Here is a 20,266-nt window from a genome sequence, read left to right as displayed (position 1 = left end):
AACTCTATCTCGGTCGTGCGAGCGCCAGGAAATGCGCGCCGTCGTCGGCGTCCTCAATTCCCCAGATCGCTTCAACCAGTTCGTCCACGGCCAGGTCGATCCCGCGCCATTCGACCTGCGCGCGCAGCTTGGCCGCGAGGTCGGCATCGGTCATCGGCCGCTCGAGCCCGCCCCTGGCGGCCTCGACGGAACGGACGATCTCGCGGCCGTCGGCGAGCGTGAGACGAACCCGCGCGCTTTCCAGCGAGCAGGACGGATCGTCGTGGAAACGCAGCCTTGCGCCGAAGGCGCGAAGGTCGGGATCGGCCACGCTGCGATCCGAAAAGGCGTCGAGGTCGGCGATGCCGCGCAGCAGGCTGACGGCCACGGCATGCTGTGCGCTCACCTGTGCCAGGCGGCCCGACGTCACGCCCGGTCGATCCGTCCTCTGGCGCAGCAGCGGATGTCCCGTCAGTTCGACGTCGACGATCGCCGCCGGGTCGAAGCCGCCTTCCGCGTGCAGAGCCAGACACGCCTCGATCACCGGGTTGAGCACGACGCCGCAGGGATAGGGCTTGAATGTGTTGTTGAGCACTTCCCACCCGCTGCCGAGGCCGTCGGTCAGCCGCGAGGGCTCTGCCGCATCGCTGTAGAGCGAGAAGAAGCCGTGCCGGCCGGTCAGTGGGCGTTCGGGTCCGGCAAAGCCGCGTTCGGCCAGCAGCGCGGCCATCAGCCCGCCGCGCGCCGCCTGGCCGACGCTCAGGCTTTTAGACATGGTGCCGAGCGTTTCCACCGAGCCGGCGGCCTGGGCGAGCGCATTGCCGAGCGCATCCGCCAGCGCGGGCGGCGCAAGGCCGAGCAGGCGGCCGGTGGCAAGCGCCGCGCCGACGATGCCGCAGGTCGAGGTGATGTGCCAGCCGCGCGCATAGTGTCCGCTGCCGGCTGCGTTGCCGAGCCGGCAGGTCGCCTCCATGCCGACGACGAAGGCTTCAAGCAGGGCAGAGCCGCTGACGGGGCGCCCCTCGGCTGCCCGCAGTTCGGCCAGCGCCAGCACGGCGGGGCCGACCGGCGCGGCCGGATGGATGACCGTCGGGACATGGGTGTCGTCGAAATCGAAGATGTTGGCGGCCGCCGCGTTGATGCAGGCGGCCCACAGCATGTCGGCGCGTTCGCGGCGGCCGATCAGGCCGGTCGTCGCCGCGCCGCCGAAGCCGGAGGAGAGTTCGGCCAGCCGGTCGATCGCCGCCTCGCCGGCGCCGCCGATCGCCGTGCCCACCATGTTCAGCAGCGAACGGCGTCCAGCCGCCCGCACGGCTTCGGGCAGGGCTTTCGGCGTGCCTGCGAACTCGGCGAGCAGCAGTTCCGGCGTCGGCGCGGCTCCGCCCACTCAGGCCTCCCTGGCGGCGCGGCCGCGCACCTCGACGCCCGCCCATCGCTCGAGCGGACGGATCACGGCGGTCATGTCGGCGTCCGGTCCGAAATCGGCCTTCGTCACGGCAAACAGCATGCGCACGGCGTTGCCGACCATCATCGGCACGCCGAGGCGCTCGGCTTCGTCCAGACAGAGCCGGATATCCTTCAGCGACAGCGAGATGGCGAAGCCGAAATCGAAGCTGCCCGGCAGCACGAAGCGCGGGATCTTGTCGACGCTGGCGGAGGTGCGGCCGCTTCCGGCGTTCAGCACCTCGACCATCACGTCGGCGTCGAGGCCTGCCTTCGCGCCCATCACCATCGCCTCGCTGGTGATCGCCAGCGAGGCCGCCGAGCAGATGTTGTTGATGAGCTTCATCACCTGCGCCTTGCCCGGCTCCTCGGCGATCCGGATCACCTTGCCGAAGGCGGCGAGCAACGGCTCCACCACGGTGAAATGCGCCGACGGCCCGGCCGCCATCAGCGCCAGCAATCCCTTCCTCGCGCCGGCGACGCCGCCGGACACCGGGCTGTCGACCAGCGCGACGCCGGCGCCGTTCAGGATGTCGGCCAGTTCCATCTCGCTCTTCGGGCCGGTGGTCGAGAGGTCGACCACGCGCTTTGCCCGGCCGGGCGCGGCGGCGATCGCCCTGCCGACCGCGAGCACCACCTCCGGCGTGGGGAGCGAGAGGAAGATCGTCTCCACCCGTTCCGCCAGTTCCTCCAGCGTGGCGGCCGTCGGGGCGCCCGCTGTCGCCAGTTCGGCCATGGCGGCCTGCGACCGGTCGTAGACGACCGGACTGTGGCCGGCGCCGATCAGTCGCTCGGCCATGGGCCGTCCCATGTTCCCCAAACCGACGAAGCCGATGGTGTCTTTCATGTCATTCTCCTTGCCGGCTGTTCGCTCAGGCGATGGACCAGCCATTGTCTACAGGGATCGCAGCGCCGTTGATGCCGTCGCTCTGCGGGCCGCAGAGGAAGAGCGCCAGCGCCGTCACCGTCTCCATGGGGATGAACCTGCCGCCTGGCTGACGCGTCGACAGGAAGAGGGCCGTCGCCTCGTCCCGGCCGATGCCGCGCTCGGCCGCAAGCGTGTCGATCCGCGCAAGCGCGCTGTCGGTCGCCATCAGTCCGGGACAGATCGCGTTGCAGGTGATTCGGGTGGACGCCAGCTCCAGGGCGACGGTTCGCGTCAGCCCGACCATGGCGTGCTTGGTGGTGACGTAGTCGGCGCGATTCGCCAGGGCGATCAGGCTGTAGACGGAGGCCATGTTGACGATGCGTCCGAAGCCGCGTTCGCGCATGCCGGGCAGGCAGGCGCGGATGAGCCGGAACGGCGCCGAAAGATTGACCTCCAGGGCGCGGTTCCAGTCGGCGTCGGCGAGATCGGTCACCGCCGCAATCTTCCGGATGACGGCGTTGTTGACCAGGATGTCGACGCCGCCCATCGCTTCGGTGGCCTCGGCGGCCAACCGGTCGGCGGCCGCGTCGACGGCGAGGTCGAGGATGCTCGATCCGACCGGCCTGCCGGTTGCATCGGAGAGGCTTCGGGCCGCGTCGGCGACGGCAGGCGAGATGTCGGTGAGGTAGACCGTGTCGCCGGCTTCGGCGAAGGCGCGGGCCAGGCCCAGCCCGAGGCCGACCGCCGAGCCGGTGACCAGCACCCTGCGCGGCGACGTGGTCTTTGCGCCGCTCATCGCGCCAGCTCCTGCCAGGACAGAAGCGGCGGCTCGTCCAGGCGGACTGCGATCCCTTCGAGCGAGGGATGGGGCGCGGGGTATGCACGAATCACCGCCGGGTCGTGGCCCGGCACGATGTGGTCGAGGCTCGGGGCCAGCGCGACCAGGCGCTCGAAGCCCCTCAGCAGCGCCTGTTCGTCGACGAAGATCGGGAACGGGTTGCGCCGCGCGAGGTTGGCGTAGAGGTGGGTCGCGTCGGACGCGACCACGACCCAGCCGCGCCGGGTGAAGACGCGCACGCATTGCAGGCCGGCGGAGTGACCGGGGACGGAATGCAGCCAGAGGCCCGGGGCAAGGCGCCGGTCGCCGTCGTGGAAGGTGACGCGTCCCGCATAGAGCGCGCGTACATAGTCGACGATGTTCTCGACGTCGAAAACGGCCCGGGCTTCCGGGCGGCATATGCAGGGGCCGGTGGCGTAGGCCGGTTCGGCGGCCTGAAGATGGAAGCACGCCCTCGGAAACTCCGTGAGGGTGCCGGCGTGGTCGTAGTGGAGATGGGTCAAGATGACCTGCTCGACCTGCGCGGCGTCGACCCCCAGCAGCCTCAGCGCTTCGGACGGCGTGCGCAGGAGCGTGCGCCCGCGGGCGGCCGCCGCGTCGGCTGCAAACCCTGTGTCGATGACGTAGATTTCGGCGTCGCGCCTCGCCAGCCATATGAAGTAGGCGAGGTCGGACCCGGCGTCGTGCGGGTCGGCGTGCAGGAAGTTGTCGGCCGGCGCCCGGCCGCCGTGGACGGCATAGCGCAGCGCATAGAGTTCGAAGGGCGCTGGCGCTTCCTCCCCGTCGACGTCCGCAGGCTCTGCCATCGCCTCCACCCGCTCGCCCGCACATTGGCGCGGCAAGCTTTGTATTTCAGTATGACCGTATTCCTGTCATACAATCTGTTGACACGTCAAGCGCGGCGTGTCTAACTCACACCATCAGGCGGCGCCGACCAACCGGCTTCGCTCCTGCCGCGAGGCGGGCAGCATCCCACCGGAGAGATTTATGACTCTTCCCGAATTCAAAGGCGAGCAGTTCGAGAAAGGGCTTAAGGTCCGCAAGGAGGTGTTGGGCGATGTCCATGTCTCCGCTTCCCTTGCTGCCGCGGACGACCTGACCGCTCCCCTGCAGAAACTGGTCACCGAATGGTGCTGGGGCGAGGTCTGGACCCGCCCAGGGCTTGACCGCAAGACGCGCAGCTTCCTGAATCTCGCCATGCTCACGGCCCTCAACCGCCCGCACGAGATCAAGCTTCATGTGCGCGGCGCGCTGAACAACGGCGTCACCGAAGAAGAGATCGTCGAGGTGATTCTCCAGGCTGCGATCTACTGCGGCGTGCCGGCTGCGCTCGATTCGATGCGCGTGGTCGCCGAGATGATCCGGCAGGTCCGCTCGGAAAAGGCCGCCGAAAGCGGCTGACGCAATTCATCCATGGCCGCTGAGCGCCCGCAAGAGAGGCGTCCCGGCACGAAATCCAATGGGAGACCCCGCTGTGACACAGCAGAAAGCCAGAACGTCCCTCGACAAGCCGCACCGGCTGAAGACAGGCGCCGAATACAAGGAATCGCTGCGCGACAACCGGCAGATCTGGGTCGGCGGCAAGAAGCTCGGCAGCGTCTATGACGAGCCCGCGCTCGCCAAGGGCGTCGACCTGCTCGCCTCGATGTTCGACGACCAGTTCACCGAGGAACACGCCGACGCGACCACCTATTTCGACAAGGACGCAGGCGCCATCGTGAGCCGCTCCTGGCAGGTGCCGCGCACCAAGGAAGACCTCGCCGACCGGCGCAAGATGATCGAGTACACCTCGCTCAAGACCGCCGGCACCTTCGGCCGCCCGCCGGATCTGGCGCCCGCCATCGTCGTCGGCCTCTATGCCTACCTGCCGACCTTCAAGAAGAAGAAGTCGCTGATCGATGGCGTCGATCCCGATTTCGCCGAGAACATCGAGCGCTATCTCGAGTTCGGCCGCGACAACAACGTGACCGCGTCGGAAAGCCTGGCCGGCCCGCAGGCCGACCGGTCGTCGCCCAAGGCCGGCGAAGCATCGCTGCTCAAGGCGCGCAAGGTTACCAAGGACGGCATCTACATCTACGGCGCCAAGACGGTCGGCTCGATCTCCGCGCAGGCCAATGACATCTTCTTCACCAATCTCGGCGGCATCCAGGATACGCCGGCCGACGCCTGCATCTGGGGCTCGATCCCGATCGACACCGACGGCATCAAGATGATCTCGCGCGAGATGGTGTCGCAGCCAGAATCCAGCGCGTTCGACCATCCGGTTTCGAGCCTCGGCGAGGAAGCCGACCAGTTCATCGTCTTCGACAACGTGTTCGTGCCGAAGGAGCGCCTGTTCAACCTCGGCGACCCGACCGCGATGAGCTATTACGGCCCGGTCTGCGTGTTCGCGCACTGGCACGTATTGACCCGCCTTGCCGTCAAGGCGGAGCTCTTCGTCGGCGCCGGCCAGATGGTGCTCGACTATCTCGGCACCGGCCGCATCCCGGCCGTGCAGATGATGCTCGGCCAGCTCATCGAGTACGCGCAGACGCTGCGCGCCTTCGTGGCCGCCGCCGAGGCGCTTGCGACCCCGACCGAGGGCGACGTGATGCGCCCCGACGTCGGCATGCTCACCGCCGGCCGCCTCTATTCGATCGAGAACTATCCGAAGATCATCCACATCCTGCAGGAAATGTGCGGCCAGGGCCTCGTCATGCGCTTCGGCAAGAGCGCCTTCGACAACCCCGACGTCGGCCACTACCTGCATGAGCTGCTGCCCGGCCACGGCGTCAGCGCCATGGTCAAGGAGCAGTTGATGAACTTCATCTGGGACATGACGTCCGGGTCTCTGGCCGGCCGCGTCGCGCTCTTCGAGAACGTCAACGCGACGCCTGCGCCCGCCTTGCGCGCGCGTCTCTACAACGAGGTGAAGCGCGACGGCTATGTCGCGCAGGTCAAGAAGATCGCGGGCATCGAATAGTCCCCCAAAGCTGGTTTGCGCCATGGATCACGCCGCGCTGATTGACCGCTTCTATGCCGCCTATGCCGGCCGCGACGCCGACGGCGCGGCGGCTCTCTACCACCCCGACGGGTGGCATGAGGAGGTGGCCATGTCGAAGCGGCGCGAGGGCCGCGAGGCCCTCGCAGGCGGACTGAACGGGTTCTGGCGCATGCTGCCGGACGCAGCCTGGGAGCGGCGCGGATACGTCCGCGCCGCCGATACCGTGGCGGTTCCCTACCACATGACCGGCACCTTCACGCCGAAAGGCGAGGGCGCGACGCGACGGCCGATCGCCCTCGACGGGGTCCACCTCTTCGAGATACGCGACGGCCTCCTGGCCGGCACCCGCGACATGTGGGATCTCGACCTCTTCCGCGCGCAGATGGGCTAGGCCTGGCATGGATGAGCTCGCCGAACTCGACGGCATGGCGCTTTCCGCGCTGATCGCCAAGGGCGAACTCAGCGCGCTGGAGGCGCTCGACGCCTCGATCGAGCGGATCGAGCGGCTCAACCCGTCCATCAACGCCGTCGTCCATGCCCATTTCGACCTGGCCCGCGAGCAGGTCCGGCATGTCCTGCCGAAAGGCCCGCTGTCGGGCGTGCCGATGCTGCTGAAGAACACCGGCTTCGAGGCGACGGGCATGATCCTGTCGACCGGATCGGAGCTGCATCGCCATACCGTCAGCCAGAGGGACTCGACGATCACCGCGCGCTACAAGGCGGCCGGCATGGTGATCCTCGGCAAGAGCAACACGCCCGAATTCGCGCTGAGCTTCACCGCCGAACCCGAGGCCTTCGGCGCGACCCGCAATCCCTGGGATCTCGAGCGCACCTCGGGCGGCTCTTCGGGCGGTTCGACCGCCGCAGTGGCAAGCGGCATGGTGCCGGTCGCCAACAGCTCGGACGGCGCCGGTTCGACGCGTCTGCCGGCGAGCCATTGCGGCCTGTTCGGGCTCAAGCCGTCACGCCTGGTCAACCCCGTCGGTCCGGTCGCCGCCGAGGCGATCGCCGGCATGTCGACCCCGCACGCCGTGACCTGGTCGGTGCGCGACAGCGCCGCCATGCTCGACGCGACCGGCGGTCCCGACCTTGGCGACCCATGGGCTTCGCCCGCCCGCCCCGGCACCTATCTCGCGGCACTGGGCGCGCTGCCGCCGCGCCTCAAGGTCGCCATGCTGCTCAAGCCGCCGACCGGAACGCCGGTCGACGCCGAGGTATTGGCCGAGGTGCGCGCCGCAGCGCGGCTGCTGGAGGGCCTCGGCCACCAGGTGACCGAAATCGACGACGCCGGCTATGACGGCGAGGCGCTCAAGGCGGCGTGGCGCGTGATCGCCGGCGTCAATGTCGGCCTCGGCGCCGCCGGCGGCGATCCTGGGTCGCCCAACATCGCAAGGCTGGAGCCGGTCAATCAGGAATGGGTGCGCGAGGGTCTCGCAACATCGGGAACACGCTATCTCTGGGCGGTCAACCAGCTGCACGCCTCGGCACGCGCGATGGGCCGCTTCTTCTCGCAATACGACATCATGCTGACGCCGAGCGCGGCGGAAGCCGCTCCGAAGATCGGCACGCTCGCGGGCGCGGGCAAGAGCCTCGACGCCTTCTTCGACCAGTTCTGGGCACATTCCCCGTTCACCGCGGTATTCAATACCTCGGGTTGCCCGGCGATGAGCGTCCCGCTCGGCATGACGCCGGGCGGCCTGCCGGTCGGGGTGCATTTCGGGGCGGGCTTCGGAAAGGACGCCCTGCTCCTGTCACTCGCCGCGGAACTGGAACGCGCGGCGCCCTGGGCTGGTCGCCGCCCGCCGGTGCCAGGCTGACGGAGGAACGCGCCATGCATACCCAGGACATCCTCGAAATGACGGCGCGCGACATGGCGGCCGCGGTGGGCTCCGGCCGCCTGACGGCCCGCGCGGTCGCCGAGGCGCATCTCGAGCGCATCGCTCAGGCGGACGGCCCCGTCATGGCGTGGCAGCACCTCGATCCGGCCCAGGCGCGGCGCGACGCCGACCAACTCGACGCGCAAGGCGTCGCCGGCCCCCTCGCGGGCGTGCCGATCGGGGTCAAGGACGTCATCGAGACCGCCGACATGCCGACCGGCTACGGCACGCGCGTCTATGACGGCTTCCAGCCGCTTTGGGATGCGCCCTCGGTCGAGATCGCCAGGCGGGCCGGCGCGCTGGTGATGGGCAAGACCGTCAGTACCGAGCTGGCGATGGCAAGCCCCAACAAGACCCGCAACCCGCACAATCCGGCGCACACCCCGGGCGGCTCGTCCTCCGGTTCCTGCGCCGCCGTGGCGGCCGGCATGGTGCCGCTCGCCTTCGGCACCCAGACGTCTGGCTCGGTGATCCGCCCCGCCAGCTTCTGCGGCGTCACCGCGCTGAAGCCGACCTTCGGCCTGATCAACACGGTCGGCATCAAGGTGCTGTGCCATGGCCTCGATACGCTTGGCGTCATCGCGCGCAACGTCGGCGACGCGGCGGCCTGCGCCGCCGCGCTCTCGGGCCGCGCCGAACTGGCCGACCTGTCCGCGCCGAGGCGGCCGCGCCTTGGCGTCCTGCTCGGTACGCGGCTGGAAAAGGCCGAGCCGTCGTCGATAGAAGCGGTCGAGCGGCTCGCACGCGTCGCCGAGGAAGCCGGCGCCGAGGTGACGACCATTCCCGCGCCGGCCTGGTTCGACGGCGTCTTCGATCTGCATGAAGCCGTGATGGGCTGGGAAGTGACGCAGTCGCTGGCCTACGAGATCGGCCGCCGCTGGGAAGAGCTGACGCCGGTCACGCGCGCCATGCTCGAAGACCAGGGGCGGGTCACCGAGGAAAGCTATCGCGCTGCGATGCAGGTCCTGCCGGGGGTGCGCCTCATTGCGGACGCCCTGTTGTCGCGCTTCGACGCGGTGCTGACGCTTGCTGCGCCCGGTGAGGCACCGGAGGGAACGGCGACCGGCGACCCGATCTACAACCGCCTCTGGAGCGTCCTGCAGGTTCCGCTCGTCGCGCTGCCCGTCGCGAAGGGCCCGCGCGGCCTTCCGCTCGGCGTGCAACTGGTCGGCGCGCGCGGCGAGGACCATCGCCTCGGCTCCGCCGCCCTTTTCCTCGAAAGCTGCGTCTCGGCGCAGGGAGGTCCGCGATGATCCATTCGATGCCGTCCCCCGATACGCTTGCCGACGATTTCCGCGCGGCGATGCGCCAGCTAGCGGCGACGGTCTGCGTCGTCACCGCCGGCAGGGGCGCCTCCCGGCGCGGACTGACGGCGACGGCGGTCTGTTCGCTGTCGGTGACGCCGCCGTCGATGCTGGTCTGCGTGAACCGGCAAGGCGCTGCGCATCGGGCGATCACCGAAAACGGCTGCTTCTGCGTCAACATCCTCGCCGCCGACCAGCAGGATGTGGCCCGGCGCTTCGCCGGCCAGACCGGCGACGCCGGCGAGGACAAGTTCGCGGCCGGCCAGTGGAGTTCGCTTGCGACCGGCGCACCGGCGCTTGACGGCGCGCTGATCAACCTCGATTGCGCGCTGTCGTCCGACGTCGAGACGGAGAGCCACAGCATCTTCATCGGGCACGTCAGGCAGGTCAGGTTCGGCGCCGTGAAGTCGCCGCTGCTGCACTACGACCGCAGCTTCTTCTCGCTCGAGAACCAGACGGCACTCTGAATTCGCCGCTACCGCGCGGCATCCGCAACCGCAGAAGGATCGCAGACTCATGGCAATCAGCGACGTGCAGTTCTTCCAGGGCTGGAAGCAGGTGCTCGGGATGTGCAATCTCAAGCCCGGCGAGCAGGTGACGATCCTGACCAGCGACGACAGCAACCCGCAGATCGCGAGCATGGCCAGGCTGGCCGCGTCCGACATCGGCGCGGTCGTCAGCGTGCTGAACCTTGCGCCGATGAACGGCGAGAAGGCGATCTCGCGCGACAAGTCGGGCTACATCGGCAAGACCCCGCTCGAGGGCAATTCGGCGGCGCTCGCCTGCCTGAAGGCGTCCGACATGGTGATCGACACCATCCAGCTGCTGTTCTCCAAGGAGCAGGAGGAGGTGCTGAAGACCGGCGCGCGCATGCTGCTGGCGGTGGAGCCGCCGGAAGTCATGATGCGCATGATCCCGACGCCCGAGGACAAGGCGCGCGTGCTTGCTGCCGCCAAGAAGATCGGCGCCGCCAAGAAGATGACGGTCACTTCGGCTGCCGGAACCGATTTCAGCTGCGACATCGGCCAGTATCCGGTGTTGACGCAGTACGGGCTTGCCGACGAGCCCGGCCGCTGGGACCATTGGCCGAGCTGCTTCGCCGCCACGTGGCCGAACGAGGAGAGCGCCGAGGGCACCATCGTCATCGACGAGGGCGACATCCTGCTGCCGTTCAAGATGTATGCGCGCGAGCCGGTGACGGTGACCATCGAGAAGGGCGTCATCCGCGACATCAAGGGCGGCTTCGACGCCGAGTTCATGCGCAAATTCATGGAAAGCTTCAACGACCCGCGCGCGTACGCGATGGCGCATGTCGGCTGGGGCTTGCACACGCGCGCTCACTGGACGGTGCTCGGCCTCTACAATCCGGAGGCGCAGCTCGGCATGGATGCGCGCTCCTTCGCCGGCAACTTCCTGTGGTCGTCCGGCCCGAACACCGAAGCCGGCGGCGACCGCGACGTGCCCTGCCACCTCGACATCCCGCTGCGCAACTGCTCGCTGTCCCTCGACGGCGAGGCAATGACGCGGAACGGCGAGGTCGTCAACGCTGACCAGCGCTAGGCCGATGGCGCGCTACGATGTGGCGATCGTCGGCGGCGGGTCCGCCGGCGCGCTGCTGGCGGCGCAGCTGAGCGAGGATGCCGGCCGCCAGGTCGTCCTGGTCGAGGCCGGCGGGGAGCCTGACGATCCCGATATCGCCGTTCCGCAGGCATGGCCGGCGCTGCAGGGCCGCAGCTACGACTGGGACTACCGCACAGAGCCGCAACCGGGAACCGCCGGCCGCGTCCATGCCTGGGCGCGCGGCAAGGCGCTTGGCGGCTCGAGCCTGCTGCACGCCATGGGTCACATGCGCGGCCACCCCGCCGATTTCGCCGCCTGGGCCGCGGCGACCGGCGACGCGCGCTGGAGCTGGGAAGGGCTGCTGCCGGCTTTTTTGGCGATCGAGGATCACAGTCTCGGCGGCGACGGCGTGCACGGCAAGGGCGGGCCGCTACCGGTCACCCTGCCGGGCGAGGACGTGAGCCCTGTCGCGCGCGCCTTCATCGAGGCCGGGGCGGCGCTCGGCCTGCCCAGTATCCGCGGCCACAACACCGGCGAGATGGTCGGCGTGACGCCGAATTCGCTGACCATCCGCGACGGTCGCCGCATCACCGTTGCCGAGGCATGGCTGACGCCCGCGGTGCGCGCGCGGAAGAACCTGACCATCCTGGCCGGCCATCTCGTGCGCCGGCTGAAGCTCGACGGCAACCACGCGGTCGCGCTGGAAGCGGCAGGCCCGGACGGCCCGGTCGAGATCACCGCCGACCGCATCATCCTCAGCGCCGGTGCCATCGAAAGCCCAGCCCTGCTCATGCGCTCCGGCATCGGTCCGCAGGCCGTGCTGGCCGAAGCCGGCATCGCCTGCAGGATCGCCGCGCCCGATGTCGGGCGCAACCTGCAGGACCATCTGCTCGGCGCGGGCAATCTCTACGCGGCCCGTCGCGCCGTGCCGCCGTCGCGGCTGCAGCATTCCGAATCGATGGCCTATATGCGCGCCGGCGATTTTTCTGCGGGGGGTCGCCCCGAGATCGTGGTCGGCTGTGGCGTCGCGCCGATCGTGTCCGAACGCTTCACGGCGCCGCCCGCCGGGGCGGCCTATTCGCTGCTGTTCGGCGTCACTAATCCGTCGAGCCGTGGAACCTTGCGCATCACCGGCCCAGAGGCGGGCGACCGGCTGGTGATCGATCCCTGCTACCTGCAGACCGAGCGCGACCGGAAACTGTTCCGCGCCGCGCTGGCTGCCGCGCGCGAAATCGGCCACCGGCGGGAGATGGCCGAATGGCGTGAGCGGGAACTGCTGCCGGGACCGCTGGAAACGGATACCGGCATCGATCGCTTCATCGCCGAGGCGGCCATCACCCACCACCATCCGTCCGGTACCTGCCGGATGGGCGGCGACGACCACTCGGTGGTCGATCCGGACCTCAGGCTGCGCGGCCTCGACAACCTGCACGTCGTCGACGCATCGGTGATCCCGACGCTGACGGCCGGTCCCATCCATGCGTCCGTGCTCGCCGTCGCCGAGACCTTCGCACGCAAGGCGATCGCTGGCGCCTGATCCGTCGGCCGCCGGGCGCCGCGACAGTTCACATGCGCCGCGCGGCAGGGCATGCTGGAGTGCCAACAGTCCGGACAGTTCCGCCCATGCATTTTGATGTCGCCCACTTTTTCGAAGCGCCGCCCGCCGCCCTCAGGCCGTTCGTGAAGATGCACGGCCTTGGCAATCATTTCGTGATCTTCGACAGGCGGACCGACAGGCGGGCCTTCCGGAATGCGGACATCGTCAGGATCTGCGACGCCCGTATCGGGGTGGGCGGCGATCAGCTGCTAACCATCGAGCCGCCGTCACCTGAAGGCATCGCCGGCGGCGCTTACGCCCGGATGCGCATCTTCAACATCGACGGCCGGGAAGTGTCGGCCTGCGGCAACGCGACCCGCTGCGTTGCGCATCTTCTGTTCCGCGAAAACGGCGGGAGCGCGCTTGTTCTCGAGACCGGAGCGGGGATGCTGAACTGCCGCCGTACCGGCTCGCTCGAGGTCAGCGTCGAGCTTGGGCCGATCGGCTGGAACTGGCGCGATTTTCCGCTGGCGCGCGAGGTCGACATGCGCAACCTGCCGGTGCGGAGCGGTCCCCTGCAGAACGGCACGGCCCTCTGGATCGGCAATCCGCACGCCGTGTTCTTCGTGGACAGCCTGGCCGAGGTCGACCTCGCCCGCCATGCGGCGCCGATCCACGACGACCCGCTCTTTCCGGAAGGCGTCAATGTCGGCGTCGCGGAACTGGTGGATGCCGGCACGATCCGCCTTGCGGTGTGGGAACGGCCCGGCATCGCGACGCGGGCCTGCGGAACCGGCGCATGCGTGGCCGCGTTCGCGGCGCGCCAGAAGGGCCTGAGCGCCAGCGACCGGTTCAACGTGCATCTCCCCGGCGGCCGGCTGACCGTTGAACTGCAAGGGACGATGGCCGTCATGTCCGGCCCGGTCGCGACTTGCTGCGCGGGCGTCGTCGAGGCCGAGCCGGTCGCCGATTTCGAGTGACCGCCGGCGGTCGGCGGCGTGCCGCCCGGAAGCTTCAGGCGATGCGCGAACCGTCGCTGTCGAGCAGCACGCAGTCGCGCGGATTGAAGCCGACCTCGATCGTTTCGCCCTCGCGGGCGACCCTGCCGTCGATCGGGGTGTTGGCGCGCAGCGTCGTGCCGCCGCCGATGTCGATCTCGTAGATCGCGCTAGATCCGAGGTAGGATGTCGAGATCACCCTGCCGGCGAGGCGGTTGGACGGCGCCGCCGCACCGACCGAAATCTTCTGCGGACGCACCACGACCGTCACCGCGGTTCCCGGCGGCAGCGCTTTCGCAGTGGCCACCTGCACCGCCTGTCCGGCGGCGAGCGATACTGTCGCGGCGCCTGGCTCCGCGGCGCTGACGGCGCCCGCCAGCAGGTTTGCCTTGCCGAGGAAGTCGGCCACGAAGGCCGTCGCGGGCATGTCGTAGACCTGTTCCGGCGTGCCGATCTGCTCCATGCGTCCGGCGTTCATGACGACGATCTGGTCCGACATCGACAGGGCTTCTTCCTGGTCGTGCGTGACGAAGATGGCGGTGATGCCGGTCTGCTTCTGGATCTTCTTGATCTCGACGCGCATCTCTTCGCGCATGTTGGCGTCGAGCGCCGACAGCGGTTCGTCGAGCAGCAGCACCTCCGGCTCGAAGACGATGGCGCGCGCCAGCGCGATGCGCTGCTGCTGGCCGCCCGACAGTTGCGAGGGAAGCTTCTTCTCGCTGCCCGGCAGCCGGACCATTTCGAGGGCCTGGCGGACCTTCCGGTCGATGTCGGCCTTGGGCACGTTGCGGTATTTCAGCCCGAACGCGACGTTGTCGTGGACGTTCTTGTGCGGGAAAAGGGCGTAGCTCTGGAACACCAGCCCGATGTTGCGCTTGTAGATCGGGACGTCGTCGACCCGCCGTCCGCCGATCGAGATCTGGCCGCTCGAGATGTCGACCAGCCCGGCGATGGAGCGCAGGATGGTCGTCTTGCCGCAGCCCGACGGCCCCAGGAGGGTGACGAAGCTGCCGCGGCGGATGGCCAGCGAGAAATCGCGCACGGCCATGAACTTGCCGTAGGCGATGTCGATGTTGCGGAACTCGACGGCCGGGACGTCTCCGCCGGCCGCCGATGCCCCGGCCGCAACCGGCCGGGGCTCCTGGGCATGATCCGCCAACTGGTCAGGCACCCTTGGAGATCCTGTCCCACTGCTTGGTCCAGGCATCCTCGTTGTCCGCCCAGTAGATCGGGTCGGCGAAAGTCAGCGACGTCATCGAGCCGGTCGGATCGAAGGCCGGCAGCGCCTTGATCTTGTCGGTCAGCTCGACCTTGGTGGGGTCGAGGGACGGCGGATAGTTCTGTCCCTCGGCAACCGCGATCGAGGTCGCCGGATCGAGCATGAAGTTGATGAGTTCCTCGCATTCCGCCATCGGCGAGCCCTTGAGGACGAGCATGTCCTCCATCCAGGCGTAGGAGCCGGCCGGGTCGAGATAGCCGATCGGGTGGCCCTGCTGCTGCAGCGCTGCGATGCGGCCCGACCACGCGTCGGTGACGACGATCTCGCCCTTGGAGAGCAGGTCCATCAACTCCGCGCCGGAACTCCAGAACTTCTTGGCGAGGTCGCGCGTCTCGCGCACCTTGGCCCAGACCGCGTCCATGTCCTTGATGGCGTTGGGATCCTGCCCGGTGGCGAGCGCCGCGTACCAGACGCGGGTCGTCATGTCGGCATAGCCGCCGACCTTGCCGGCATACTTCTTGTCGGCGAGCAGGGAGGCGCCCTTCTCCTTGGCTTCCTCGGGCGAGATGACCGTGGTGTTGTAGGCGAGGCCGGTCGTTCCGTAGTCATAGGGCACGGCCGACAGTTTTGGCGTCAGCTTGCGGAACGGCTCGATCATCGGCTGCAGCACATTCGCCAGATTCGGAATGTTGGCCTCGTTGATCTCGGAGTTCACGCCGGCGTTGACGTATTTGATGTAGTAGTTGACGCCGGACGAGTGGATGATCTGGAAGTCGCCGGGCTTCGACGTCTTGATCTTGGTGATGATCTCGTTCTCGTCGCCGAACGTGCCCTGAACGACGTTGTTGCCGGTCTTGGCGGTGTAGGGCTGGAAGGCGAACTTGTCGATCGCCTCCTGGACCACGCCGCCCCAGCCGTCGAAGCGGACCTCCGTGGCGGCGGCGAGCGCGCGGCCCATCCACGACATCGAAAGGCCGGTCGACGCGGCGGCGGCTGCCGTCAGCGTCAGGAAGGTCCGGCGGCTGATGTCGCCGTTCTGGTACCGGTCGTGCAGCCGTTCGAGCCGCTTGGTGTTGGATAGCTTCATCATGCGTTCTCCCTTGTTTTGCCACGTCTATTCAATCGGGTGAGGCCCTGAAGGACGATCCCGCCCAGCAACGGAATGCCGACGGTCACCAGGATCATGACCGTGCCGAGCGCGTTGATCTCGGGGCTGATCGAAATCTTGAGCATCGACAGGATCTGGGTCGGCATCGTCTCGACGCCGGCCGGCCGCCAGAACAGGCTGGCCGATGTGTTGTCGAACGAGATCGTGAAGGCGAGCAGTGCGCCGGCGACCACCGCCGGAACGAGCAGCGGCAGCGTGATTTCGCGGAACGACGCCAGCCGCGATGCGCCGAGCGACAGCGCCGCTTCCTCGTAGACGCGCCGGATGCCGACCATGCGGGCCTGGGCGATCAGCACGACATAGGGGACGGCGAGCAGGATGTGGCCGAGAATCAGAAGCAGCAGCGTCCTGGGCTGGTCGACCGCCTTGATCGCCACCAGCAGCCCGACGCCGAGGATGGTCTCGGGCACGAGGGCCGGCAGGATCACCAGCGTGCCGATCGCCTGCTTGCCAGCGAAATCGAAGCGAATGAGCGCGTATGCCGTCACCACGCCGACCGCCGTGGTGACGGCGGCGGTGACCAGGGCGATCCACATCGAGGTGCGGAACGCGGCGAGCACCTGCTCGTTCTCCAGGAGCTTGCCGTACCATTGCAGGCTGAAGCCGGTCATCGGGAAGCCGCCGAACATCGACGAATTGAACGACAGCACCACCGTGGCGATGATCGGCGTGAACATGAAGATGTAGACGCACAGCGTGACAAAGCCGGTCAGACGCCAGGCCCAGCGGCCTTCCTTGTCTCCGGAAGCCGCCGCGCTCATCCGCCCAGACCCTTCATGATCTGCGACATCCCCATGTAGCGGGTGTACATCGCGGCGAAGCAGCCGAGCACGACGAACAGCACGATCGACAGCGTGGCGCCCATCGGCCAGTTCAACTGGCCCATGATGGTGTCATAGATGAGGTTGCCGAACAGGGCGTCGCGGCCAGAGCCGAGCAACTGCGGCGTCACGTAGCTGCCGGCCGCCAGCACGAAGCAGAGCAGCAGGCCGGCGGCGAGGCCCGGCAGCGACAGCGGCAACGTCACCTCGCGGAACGCCTGGGCGCTGGTGCAGCCCATGGAGCGCGCCGCCGCGATCAGCGTGCGGTCGATGCTCTCGAGGCTGACATAGACGTTGAGGATCATATAGGGCAGCAGGAAGTGCAGCAGGCCCATGATCACGGCGCCTTCCGTGTAGAGCATCTGCATCGGCTGGTCGATCAGGCCGAGCTTGAGCAGCGTGACGTTGATCAGGCCCTGCTCGCCCAGGATGTGGATCCAGGAGAAGGTGCGGATGGTGAAGCTGATCCAGAAGGGCACGATGAGCAGCAGCAGCAGCAGCCACTTGTGCTTGAACGTCGTCGCCCAGATGAAATAGGCGGGGAAGTAGCCGAGAACCCCGCAGATCAGCGCCGTCATGGCCCCGACCCGCAGCGTCTTGAACAGGAAGCCGTGATAGTAGGTGTCGGTCAGGAACTCGTGCCAGTTGGCGAGTGTCAGCGTGCTTTCCTCGACGCCCGCAGTCACGAAGGTGAAGAAGGTGTAGACACCCATCACCGCGATCGGCAGCATCAGGAAGAAGATCAGAAGCAGCAGCACAGGGGCCACGAGGACCCACGCCAGGCGTGGATCGTATAAGGTCCAACCCTTGGTCATTCACTCGATGTCCGGTGCGCTTTGTTGCAGCGCTTTTTTGTTCCCGGCACGAGATTGGGTGATTAGCGGCCCGATGTCCACAGCCGCCGTGCAGAAATCGATCCGGCCAGGCAATTTCCGGCGGACTGACGGTGCGGGGAATCGTCGCAAAGCGCCGCCGCGGCGGCATGTGGCCCGCCAGCAGACCAAGCCGGCGCCCACGACAACGACCGGTGAGGCGGCGTCCGCCGAGGCGCGTTCGCTCAGGCCAGGAGAATGCGCGCGGCGGTGAACACCAGGGTGCCGGCAAGCGCGGCCATGCTGATCGCGACCACCACGGCGCCGGACACGAATGCGACGCCGGCGATCAAGCCGAACGGCCTGTCCGATGATTTCGTCATGGCTTTCTCCTTGAATCCGAGGTTGCCGACGCGCGACCGTTGCGGCTTTCGCCCGCACCGCCGTCGAATTTGTCTTCCCGCAGCGGCGCATCCATGCCGTCCTGCAAAAGCACGCGCTCGGCGGCGCCGTCCAGATCGTCATACTGGCCGTTTCGCATGGACCACAGGAAGGCGGCAAGGCCGGCAAGGCCCATCCCCAGCGCGATCGGCACCAGCCAGGCGAGGTAGCTCATGTCGCCTCCGCGAGGCCGAGACGAGGGGCGCTTGCACGCGCGGGGGCGGCGTCAGCGGGGGACAGCCGCATGGCGTTGGCGACGACCAGGATGGAGGAGGCCGACATCGCCACCGCTGCCATCAGCGGCGTCACGTAGCCGGCGACCGCCACCGGGACGACCAGGACGTTGTAAAGGACGGCAAGCGCCAGATTCTGCTTCACCAGCCGCGCAGCCTGCCGCGACACGGCGAGCGCCCGCGGCACCGCCGCGAGGCTCGAACCGAGGAACACGAGATCGGCTGCATTGCGGCCGACATCGGCCGCCGACGAGGGCGCCATGGAAACATGCGCGGCGGCAAGCGCCGGCGCGTCGTTAAGCCCGTCGCCGACCATCAGCACCTTGCGGCCGGCGCGCGCGAGTTGCTCGAGCCGCTTCACCTTGTCCTCCGGCAGCGCGCCGCACCGCGTTTCGGAAATGCCGAGAGCGCGGGCGACCCTGTTCACCTCGGCCTCGCGGTCGCCGGACAGGATCTCCATGGGCATGCCGAGCCCGGCCAGCTCCGTCACGGCGTCGCGCGCGCCGGCCCTGAGGTCGTCACCGACGACGAACGATCCGGCGCGACGTCCGTCCCTCGAGAGCCAGACCGTGGCCGATCCGTCGTCCGATGCGTCGCCGAGCGCCCATGCTTTTCGGCCGAGCCGGTAGACGCTGGCGCCGACGCGGCCCTCGATGCCCAGGCCGGGCACCTCGCGGAAATCGGAAACCGGAGCGTGCCGGGCAGCGAGCGTCGCGACGGCGCGCGAAACCGGATGCCTGGACAGCGCGGCGAGCGCGGCCGCACCGGCGAGGTCCGCCGCGTCGACGTCGTGCCCCTCGATCCGGGTTCCGCCGGTGGTCAGCGTGCCCGTCTTGTCGAAGACGACGGCGTCGGCCTCGGCAAGCCGCTCGAGGGCGCTGCCGTCCTTGATGGTGACGCCGGCGTCGAAAAGCCGACGCGCCGCCATGACGTGGACCATGGGCACCGCGAGGCCGAGCGCGCAGGGGCAGGTGATGATCAGCACCGAGATCGCGACGGTGACGGCCCGGTGCCAGTCGCCGTCGAGCAGGAGCCAGCCGACACCGGTTGCGAGGGCGAGAAGGTGGATCACCGGAGAATAGAGCCGCGCCGCGCGGTCGGCGATGCGCCGGTAGCGCGCCCGGCCGCTTTCCGCCGCTTCCATCAGCCGAACCATGTCGGCGAGGAAGGAATCGCGCGCCGGGCGGGTCGTCCTGATGGTCAGGGCGCCGTCGAGGCTGAGTGCGCCGGACAGCACGTCGATGCCCGGTTCTGCATATTGGGGCGCGGCTTCCCCTGTCACCACCGACAGGTCGAGGCCGCCGGCGCCGTCGATCACGGTACCGTCGACGGGGATCCGGTCGCCGGGCGCGACAAGGATGACGTCGCCCGCGCCGATCTCGGCAAGGCTGCGGTACTCGCGGCTTCCGTCGGCGGCGATGACGGTCGCTCCCCTGGGCATCATGCGGGCGAGGCCCGCCACCGCGTCGCGCGCCTTGCCGCGCATCGCGTGATCGAGGGTGCGTCCGGCGAGGAGGAAGAAGATCAGCGACGTGACGGCGTCGAAATAGGCATGCGCGCCGCCGGTTGCGGTGTCGTAGACGCTGAGGCCCAGCGCCATCAGGATGCCCACCGAGATCGGCAGGTCCATGTTGGAGCCGCCGCCGCGGACGGCGGCCCAGGCCGACGCGAAGAAGATGCGTCCGGAATAGGCGACGGTGGGGATGGCGAGCGCCGCCGAGATCATGTGAAACGCGTGCCGCGTCGACGCGTCGGCGCCCGACCAGACCGACACCGACAGCAGCATGATGTTCATAGCGGCGAAACCGGCGACCGCGGTCGCCCGCAGAAGCCGCGCCATTTCCGGATCACGGTCGCCGTCGCCGGCTTCGGTCAGGCTGGCGTCGTAGCCGGCCGCGTTCAGCGCGGCGATCATCGGCGGGACGCCGCCGTTGCCGCGCCACCGCACCGAAACCCGGCGCGCCGTGAGGTTCAGCCTGGCGGAGACGACGCCGTCCAGCTTCCCGAGGCCGCCCTCGATCGCCGCGATGCAGGCTCCGCAGCGTGCCTGGGGCACCGAAAGCTCGGTCTGGAACGTGCCGTCGCCGAGATCGCGGCTCGCCAGGGCGATCTCGCTGGCGGCGACTGCGCCACCCGGAACGGTGGCGGCTGCCGCCTCAACACCGGGGGCGCAGCAACTCAAGGA

At 68.6% G+C, this 20,266-nt stretch carries 20 protein-coding genes; 9 read left to right on the top strand and 11 right to left on the bottom strand.

The window, feature by feature from the left end; all coding sequences use genetic code 11:
- Positions 1-4: 4 nt before the first annotated feature.
- Genes ABUE31_RS14185 through ABUE31_RS14170 form a run of 4 tightly spaced genes read right to left on the bottom strand, consistent with a single transcriptional unit; the run spans position 5 to position 3,934 of the window.
- Positions 5-1,366: an MmgE/PrpD family protein gene (locus ABUE31_RS14185; protein ID WP_367724298.1), complete on the bottom strand. Its 1,362-nt coding sequence runs from the start codon at positions 1,364-1,366 to the stop codon at positions 5-7.
- Positions 1,367-2,269, bottom strand: coding sequence for an NAD(P)-dependent oxidoreductase (locus tag ABUE31_RS14180; RefSeq protein WP_367724297.1), 903 nt, complete (start codon positions 2,267-2,269; stop codon positions 1,367-1,369).
- 25 nt (positions 2,270-2,294) lie between these two features.
- Positions 2,295-3,086, bottom strand: coding sequence for an SDR family oxidoreductase (locus tag ABUE31_RS14175; RefSeq protein ID WP_367724296.1), 792 nt, complete (start codon positions 3,084-3,086; stop codon positions 2,295-2,297).
- Positions 3,083-3,934: an N-acyl homoserine lactonase family protein gene (locus ABUE31_RS14170; protein WP_367724295.1), complete on the bottom strand. Its 852-nt coding sequence runs from the start codon at positions 3,932-3,934 to the stop codon at positions 3,083-3,085. Before ABUE31_RS14170 ends, ABUE31_RS14175 begins: the two co-directional genes overlap by 4 nt.
- A 181-nt stretch (positions 3,935-4,115) precedes the next feature.
- Between ABUE31_RS14170 and ABUE31_RS14165 the strand changes: the two genes are divergently transcribed.
- The 9 genes from ABUE31_RS14165 (at position 4,116) to dapF (ending at position 13,369) form a co-directional block, all read left to right on the top strand.
- Positions 4,116-4,529: a carboxymuconolactone decarboxylase family protein gene (locus ABUE31_RS14165; RefSeq protein ID WP_367724294.1), complete on the top strand. Its 414-nt coding sequence runs from the start codon at positions 4,116-4,118 to the stop codon at positions 4,527-4,529.
- Positions 4,530-4,602: 73 nt separating this feature from the next.
- Positions 4,603-6,090, top strand: a complete 1,488-nt coding sequence (locus ABUE31_RS14160; RefSeq protein WP_367724293.1) for a 4-hydroxyphenylacetate 3-hydroxylase N-terminal domain-containing protein — start codon at positions 4,603-4,605, stop codon at positions 6,088-6,090.
- A 22-nt stretch (positions 6,091-6,112) separates the two neighbouring features.
- The gene (locus tag ABUE31_RS14155; RefSeq protein ID WP_367724292.1) at positions 6,113-6,502 is read left to right on the top strand and encodes a nuclear transport factor 2 family protein; all 390 of its coding nucleotides are present in this window, start codon (positions 6,113-6,115) and stop codon (positions 6,500-6,502) included.
- A 7-nt stretch (positions 6,503-6,509) separates the two neighbouring features.
- Complete coding sequence (locus ABUE31_RS14150) at positions 6,510-7,928, top strand: amidase (protein ID WP_367724291.1); 1,419 nt, start codon at positions 6,510-6,512, stop codon at positions 7,926-7,928.
- 14 nt (positions 7,929-7,942) lie between these two features.
- Positions 7,943-9,241, top strand: a complete 1,299-nt coding sequence (locus tag ABUE31_RS14145; RefSeq protein WP_367724290.1) for an amidase — start codon at positions 7,943-7,945, stop codon at positions 9,239-9,241.
- Positions 9,238-9,759, top strand: coding sequence for a flavin reductase family protein (locus tag ABUE31_RS14140; RefSeq protein WP_367724289.1), 522 nt, complete (start codon positions 9,238-9,240; stop codon positions 9,757-9,759). Before ABUE31_RS14145 ends, ABUE31_RS14140 begins: the two co-directional genes overlap by 4 nt.
- 49 nt (positions 9,760-9,808) lie before the next feature.
- Complete coding sequence (locus ABUE31_RS14135) at positions 9,809-10,852, top strand: 2,5-dihydroxypyridine 5,6-dioxygenase NicX family protein (protein WP_367724288.1); 1,044 nt, start codon at positions 9,809-9,811, stop codon at positions 10,850-10,852.
- A 4-nt stretch (positions 10,853-10,856) separates the two neighbouring features.
- The gene (locus tag ABUE31_RS14130) at positions 10,857-12,389 is read left to right on the top strand and encodes a GMC family oxidoreductase (RefSeq protein WP_367724287.1); all 1,533 of its coding nucleotides are present in this window, start codon (positions 10,857-10,859) and stop codon (positions 12,387-12,389) included.
- 86 nt (positions 12,390-12,475) lie between these two features.
- The gene (gene dapF / locus ABUE31_RS14125; RefSeq protein ID WP_367724286.1) at positions 12,476-13,369 is read left to right on the top strand and encodes a diaminopimelate epimerase; all 894 of its coding nucleotides are present in this window, start codon (positions 12,476-12,478) and stop codon (positions 13,367-13,369) included.
- Between the two features lie 34 nt (positions 13,370-13,403).
- Here dapF and ABUE31_RS14120 read toward each other — a convergent pair whose 3' ends face one another.
- The 7 genes from ABUE31_RS14120 to ABUE31_RS14090 form a co-directional block, all read right to left on the bottom strand.
- Entirely contained in the window at positions 13,404-14,558 is a 1,155-nt protein-coding gene (locus tag ABUE31_RS14120; RefSeq protein WP_367724285.1) for an ABC transporter ATP-binding protein, read from the bottom strand.
- The gene (locus ABUE31_RS14115) at positions 14,551-15,696 is read right to left on the bottom strand and encodes an extracellular solute-binding protein (protein ID WP_367724284.1); all 1,146 of its coding nucleotides are present in this window, start codon (positions 15,694-15,696) and stop codon (positions 14,551-14,553) included. The genes ABUE31_RS14120 and ABUE31_RS14115 overlap by 8 nt, the downstream gene beginning before the upstream one ends.
- Positions 15,693-16,535 (bottom strand): ABC transporter permease, encoded by an 843-nt coding sequence (locus ABUE31_RS14110; RefSeq protein ID WP_367724283.1) that lies wholly within the window; start codon positions 16,533-16,535, stop codon positions 15,693-15,695. The genes ABUE31_RS14115 and ABUE31_RS14110 overlap by 4 nt, the downstream gene beginning before the upstream one ends.
- Positions 16,532-17,410, bottom strand: coding sequence for an ABC transporter permease (locus ABUE31_RS14105; RefSeq protein WP_367724282.1), 879 nt, complete (start codon positions 17,408-17,410; stop codon positions 16,532-16,534). Before ABUE31_RS14105 ends, ABUE31_RS14110 begins: the two co-directional genes overlap by 4 nt.
- A 242-nt stretch (positions 17,411-17,652) precedes the next feature.
- Positions 17,653-17,790: a hypothetical protein gene (locus ABUE31_RS14100; RefSeq protein ID WP_367724281.1), complete on the bottom strand. Its 138-nt coding sequence runs from the start codon at positions 17,788-17,790 to the stop codon at positions 17,653-17,655.
- Positions 17,787-18,023, bottom strand: a complete 237-nt coding sequence (gene ccoS, locus ABUE31_RS14095) for a cbb3-type cytochrome oxidase assembly protein CcoS (RefSeq protein ID WP_367724280.1) — start codon at positions 18,021-18,023, stop codon at positions 17,787-17,789. Before ccoS ends, ABUE31_RS14100 begins: the two co-directional genes overlap by 4 nt.
- The gene (locus tag ABUE31_RS14090) at positions 18,020-20,263 is read right to left on the bottom strand and encodes a heavy metal translocating P-type ATPase (protein WP_367724279.1); all 2,244 of its coding nucleotides are present in this window, start codon (positions 20,261-20,263) and stop codon (positions 18,020-18,022) included. The genes ccoS and ABUE31_RS14090 overlap by 4 nt, the downstream gene beginning before the upstream one ends.
- Positions 20,264-20,266 lie beyond the last annotated feature (3 nt).

Origin of the sequence: Mesorhizobium marinum, assembly GCF_040813675.1 — a bacterium.
Lineage (GTDB): Bacteria > Pseudomonadota > Alphaproteobacteria > Rhizobiales > Rhizobiaceae > Mesorhizobium_K > Mesorhizobium_K marinum.
Note: the sequence above shows the minus strand (reverse complement) of the source record. Positions and strands in the feature narration are given on the sequence as shown.

Coding starts and splice junctions, on each gene's coding strand:
- ABUE31_RS14145 (WP_367724290.1), top strand. CDS start 7,943: ATGCATACCCAGGACATCCTCGAAATGACGGCGCGCGACATGGCGGCC.
- ABUE31_RS14155 (WP_367724292.1), top strand. CDS start 6,113: ATGGATCACGCCGCGCTGATTGACCGCTTCTATGCCGCCTATGCCGGC.
- ABUE31_RS14135 (WP_367724288.1), top strand. CDS start 9,809: ATGGCAATCAGCGACGTGCAGTTCTTCCAGGGCTGGAAGCAGGTGCTC.
- ABUE31_RS14105 (WP_367724282.1), bottom strand. CDS start 17,410: ATGACCAAGGGTTGGACCTTATACGATCCACGCCTGGCGTGGGTCCTC.
- ABUE31_RS14175 (WP_367724296.1), bottom strand. CDS start 3,086: ATGAGCGGCGCAAAGACCACGTCGCCGCGCAGGGTGCTGGTCACCGGC.
- ABUE31_RS14140 (WP_367724289.1), top strand. CDS start 9,238: ATGATCCATTCGATGCCGTCCCCCGATACGCTTGCCGACGATTTCCGC.
- ccoS (WP_367724280.1), bottom strand. CDS start 18,023: ATGAGCTACCTCGCCTGGCTGGTGCCGATCGCGCTGGGGATGGGCCTT.
- ABUE31_RS14170 (WP_367724295.1), bottom strand. CDS start 3,934: ATGGCAGAGCCTGCGGACGTCGACGGGGAGGAAGCGCCAGCGCCCTTC.
- ABUE31_RS14100 (WP_367724281.1), bottom strand. CDS start 17,790: ATGACGAAATCATCGGACAGGCCGTTCGGCTTGATCGCCGGCGTCGCA.
- ABUE31_RS14110 (WP_367724283.1), bottom strand. CDS start 16,535: ATGAGCGCGGCGGCTTCCGGAGACAAGGAAGGCCGCTGGGCCTGGCGT.
- dapF (WP_367724286.1), top strand. CDS start 12,476: ATGCATTTTGATGTCGCCCACTTTTTCGAAGCGCCGCCCGCCGCCCTC.
- ABUE31_RS14165 (WP_367724294.1), top strand. CDS start 4,116: ATGACTCTTCCCGAATTCAAAGGCGAGCAGTTCGAGAAAGGGCTTAAG.
- ABUE31_RS14115 (WP_367724284.1), bottom strand. CDS start 15,696: ATGATGAAGCTATCCAACACCAAGCGGCTCGAACGGCTGCACGACCGG.
- ABUE31_RS14150 (WP_367724291.1), top strand. CDS start 6,510: ATGGATGAGCTCGCCGAACTCGACGGCATGGCGCTTTCCGCGCTGATC.
- ABUE31_RS14130 (WP_367724287.1), top strand. CDS start 10,857: ATGGCGCGCTACGATGTGGCGATCGTCGGCGGCGGGTCCGCCGGCGCG.
- ABUE31_RS14180 (WP_367724297.1), bottom strand. CDS start 2,269: ATGAAAGACACCATCGGCTTCGTCGGTTTGGGGAACATGGGACGGCCC.